Source organism: Moorena sp. SIO3B2 (assembly GCF_010692525.1).
Lineage (GTDB): Bacteria > Cyanobacteriota > Cyanobacteriia > Cyanobacteriales > Coleofasciculaceae > Moorena > Moorena producens.
Window position 1 is genome coordinate 1 of the sequence record NZ_JAAHHE010000479.1, and the last position, 4,052, is coordinate 4,052.

General features: G+C 45.0%; 4 protein-coding genes. 1 reads left to right on the forward strand and 3 read right to left on the reverse strand.

Going from position 1 to position 4,052, the window contains the following annotated elements:
* Positions 1 to 148: 148 nt before the first annotated feature.
* Positions 149 to 1,255, reverse strand: coding sequence for an AI-2E family transporter (locus F6K38_RS36570; protein WP_008185917.1), 1,107 nt, complete (start codon positions 1,253 to 1,255; stop codon positions 149 to 151).
* Between the two features lie 265 nt (positions 1,256 to 1,520).
* Here F6K38_RS36570 and F6K38_RS36575 point away from each other — a divergent pair, with 265 nt between their 5' ends.
* On the forward strand, positions 1,521 to 1,802 hold the full coding sequence (locus tag F6K38_RS36575) for a hypothetical protein (protein WP_287251113.1): 282 nt from the start codon (positions 1,521 to 1,523) through the stop codon (positions 1,800 to 1,802).
* On the opposite strand, the gene F6K38_RS36580 is transcribed toward F6K38_RS36575, so the two are convergent.
* The gene (locus F6K38_RS36580) at positions 1,772 to 3,463 is read right to left on the reverse strand and encodes a sodium:solute symporter family protein (RefSeq protein ID WP_287251115.1); all 1,692 of its coding nucleotides are present in this window, start codon (positions 3,461 to 3,463) and stop codon (positions 1,772 to 1,774) included. The genes F6K38_RS36575 and F6K38_RS36580 overlap by 31 nt on opposite strands.
* 262 nt (positions 3,464 to 3,725) lie before the next feature.
* Positions 3,726 to 3,974: a DUF4212 domain-containing protein gene (locus F6K38_RS36585; RefSeq protein WP_008185921.1), complete on the reverse strand. Its 249-nt coding sequence runs from the start codon at positions 3,972 to 3,974 to the stop codon at positions 3,726 to 3,728.
* Positions 3,975 to 4,052: the final 78 nt, after the last annotated feature.

Genomic DNA, 4,052 nt, shown 5'->3' on the forward strand with positions numbered 1-4,052 from the left:
CGCTTACAAAGGGTGTGAGACTTTTGTCATGTCCTAACTGCCCTGGCGACTGCTATAGCTGATTACTAATTGCTGATAGCTGATTACTAATTGCTGATAGCTAATTGCTGATAGCTAATTGCTGATCCCTCAAAGTATAGTTATCATACTATCCGTTGAAAGAAAGAGCATTTGAGGCGTCTGGTTCAGAAGCTGGCGAGATAGTAGCAGCATTTTGTTCCGCCTCCAGTTTCGGCTTCAAGTACAAATTTTCTAGTACCAGAGCTGCACCAGCTACCCAAGGGGGAACAATCAAAGCACCAAGAATCCCCAAAACCTTTGCACCACCTAGCACTGCCAACAACTGATATAAGGGGTGAACTCTCACAGAAGACCCCACCAGTAGGGGATCAAGAATATAGGTTTCCAGATTCTGAATAATCACAAATAGTAGCAATACCCACAAGAAAGTCCATCCCCCTTGAGCAATTGCCACAATCAATGCTGGAATTGCTCCCAAGACCGGACCAAAAAAGGGAATCAAATTGGTCACCCCAGCAATCACACCCAAACCCAAGGCAAACTCTGACAGTCCCAAAAATTTTAAACCAACAGTAATCGCCATCCCTAAAATTCCTGAAACCACCACTCGCCCCTGGATGTAACCCCCCATCCGTTGGCTGACTGGCTTGACCTGGGCTGCCAATTTTTCATCCCAGGGTTTGGGAAACAAACTTACCCCCCCTTTAATCAACTGTTCAGAGCCAGCTAACATATAACCAGACAGCAGTGTTGCCAGAATTACGGTAAACACTCCAGCAAAAAGACTCCGTGTCAATCCATAAGACTGCACTAGCAACTGCTGAGAGGAACGAATTACCCAAGAGGTAACGGTCCCAGCATCAAACATTTTACTCAGAGCTAGTTCAGTCATCCCTAGGCGAATCGCTAAAGCATCTAACAAAGAGGTTAAAACCTCCAAATACGTTGGCAGTTTCCGAAATAAACGCTGAATTTGCTCAGCTACTGTTGGTCCAATCACTAAGCCGATCCCTGTCAAACCAGCGATTAAGCCTAAATAAACCAGAATAACCGCTAGCCAGCGGGGAATCCTTAACTTTTCAGCACTATCAATAATTGGTGCTAGAGTAGATGCGAGCACTACTGCAATCATCAGTACTACTAGCAAAGCTCTAAGTTGCCACAGCAGGACTATTGTCAAGCCAGTAGCAACAATCAGCAGTAAGTTAGCTAAGGAGATTTTAAGGCGTAGCATAGACTTCCATTTGCATGTTGAGTGCCTGCAAATAGTCTACAGAGAAAACACCTGAATTAGTTGACGGTTGACGGTACGGTCTTCAACCTACCCTTTTGAATTAAGAATGTAGAATGTAGAATGTAGAATTTGAAATTTGGGCGTTGCTGAATAATGGAATGATTTTAAGAGTGTTTAGGTGCGCGCCTCCTAGGCCGGGGAACCCGGCCTTGGGTCGCACCTGTGGAATGGGCATCAGCCGTGGAACTGGCATCTTGCCAGTTTCATGCTTATTTTCGTGCGGGCAGGATGCCCACTCTACTCCTATTCAGCGCGAAGATTTAGCAACGCTAGAATTGGGAATTCTACATTCTTAATTCTACATTCTACATTCTCAAAGACACCCTACCCTATACCGAACGCCAAAGGCAAACAACCCCATAACCTTGGCCTATTGGCCACGCTTCGCGAACAACCTTCAACCTTCAACCTTCAACCTTCAACTTTTAACTTTCAACTTTCAACTTTCAACCTTGATCAATCCAACTCCTCTTCTCCCACATCATGAAGGGCTGGGGGAGCATCACCGGGTGTTCGCAACATTTCCACCATCTCCTGAATTTCTGCTGGAGGTGGGGGTGTCAGGCGAGAAACCACTACAGTCACAATGAAATTAAGCACCATCCCTACGGTACCAATCCCCTCAGGGGAAATACCGAAAAACCAGGGTGTCATACTATAGAACTTCACCCCAATGATGTAAACGGTGGTAAAAACTAACCCTACCACCATGCCAGCAATTGCCCCTTCTCGGTTGGTTCGCTTATCAAATACCCCTAGCAGAATGACTGGGAAAAAGCTGGCAGCGGCTAAACCAAAGGCAAAGGCTACCACTTGGGCTACAAATCCAGGGGGATTGATACCAAAGTAACCGGCAATGGCAATGGCAGCAATTACCATAATTCGACCCACCATCAATCGTTGGGACTCCGACGCCCTAGGATTAATGATGCGGTAGTAGACATCGTGGGCGATTGAGCTAGAAATCACTAGCAGTAAGCCCGATGCAGTGGATAGAGCGGCGGCTAGTCCTCCTGCTGCTACTAAGGCAATCACCCAGGGAGCAAGTTTGGCTACCTCTGGTGTGGAGAGTACAATGATATCTCGGTCAATCTTAATTTCATTGGTCTCTTTGTCCGGTTTCAGCTCAATCTTGCCATTGCCGTTTTTATCGTCAAACGCCAATAAACCAGTATTTTCCCATTTGGTTGCCCAGTCTAGCTGACGCACTTCCTCAATGGTATGGTCATGGAGGCTATCAATCAGGTTATAGCGGGCAAAGGCAGCAACGGCGGGAGCTGTGGTGTAGAGTATGGCAATGAATAATAGCGCCCAGCCAGCGGAATAACGAGCAGCTCTAGCATTGCGTACGGTGTAAAAGCGTACAATCACATGGGGAAGTCCAGCAGTACCGACCATCAAGGCAATGGTGATAAATAAGACATCCAGCATGGACTTGTTGGCAAAGGGTTTAGTGTATTCCTGGAAACCTAGATCTACCTGAATTTGATTGAGTTTCGGGATAATGTCACTGAAGGTGAATCCTAGCTGGGGAATCGGGTTGTCGGTCAGTAGAGTTGCGATCGCAATCGCTGGAATCAGGTAAGCCACAATCAACACGCCATACTGGGCAACTTGAGTCCAGGTAATGCCTTTCATCCCCCCCAGCACGGCAAAAAATGCCACAATTACCATGCCAATCACGACACCCTGACCGATATCCACTTGCAGAAAGCGGCTAAATACAATACCTACCCCTCGCATTTGTCCTGCGACATAGGTTAAGGAGACAAAAATAGCAGCAACTACTGCTACCAACCGAGCAACATTCGAGTAATAGCGGTCTCCCACAAAGTCGGGTACTGTGTATTTTCCAAACTTCCGCAGGTAAGGGGCTAACAATAGCGCTAGTAGCACATATCCTCCTGTCCAGCCCATCAGGTAAATTGAGCCATCATATCCTAAGAAAGAGATTAGCCCTGCCATAGAAATAAAGGAAGCAGCAGACATCCAATCTGCCGCTGTAGCAGCACCATTAGCAACAGCGGGAACACCTTGATCTGCTACGAAAAACCCTTTACTATCGCGCACCCGAGAGCGCCAACCAATGTAAAGGTAGAGAATAAAGGAAATAATGACCAATACACTGGTCCAAGCTTCAACTGTCATAGATATTTACTTGTCTGAATAATTGCTATAGCGCTGCGCGCAGGGAATCGGGAATCGGGAATCGGGAATCGGGACAAAATCCTATGTACATCATTACTATGAGAAACCCTATATAGGGATTGTTGGTAATAAAAAAACGGTATTTTTTTTATTGGAAAGTACTATAGAATTGCCCTATTACAATTCTTAATTGCTAACTATAAAAATATAGTTTAGTTAAGCAAAGCCATTTATTTCCCAATTTATTTACCAACAGTAAACATTACTTTTTGTATTTACGGTCAATTTTATCCATCTGTATAGCGTAGATAAAAATTAGGACGACAAAGGTAAAAATACTACCTTGTTGTGCCATCCAGAAGCCTAGGGGAATATTCCCTACACTGACGTTGTTCAGTAATGTTACAAGCAGAATGCTACATACAACGGATACGAATGCCCAAACAATTAAGAGATTCCGAATTAATGCGATGTTGGCACGCCAGTATGCCTGACGCTTGTTTTGGTTCATAGTTTTATTAGTAATAGACTAAATTTACTATTTACGCTTGACTAGCTTCTGGATATAGAGCAACCACCGATAATTGCC

Bases quoted from the DNA above. Each gene is read 5' to 3' on its own strand.
- F6K38_RS36585 (WP_008185921.1), bottom strand. From the start codon at position 3,974: ATGAACCAAAACAAGCGTCAGGCATACTGGCGTGCCAACATCGCATTA.
- F6K38_RS36570 (WP_008185917.1), bottom strand. From the start codon at position 1,255: ATGCTACGCCTTAAAATCTCCTTAGCTAACTTACTGCTGATTGTTGCT.
- F6K38_RS36575 (WP_287251113.1), top strand. From the start codon at position 1,521: ATGCTTATTTTCGTGCGGGCAGGATGCCCACTCTACTCCTATTCAGCG.
- F6K38_RS36580 (WP_287251115.1), bottom strand. From the start codon at position 3,463: ATGACAGTTGAAGCTTGGACCAGTGTATTGGTCATTATTTCCTTTATT.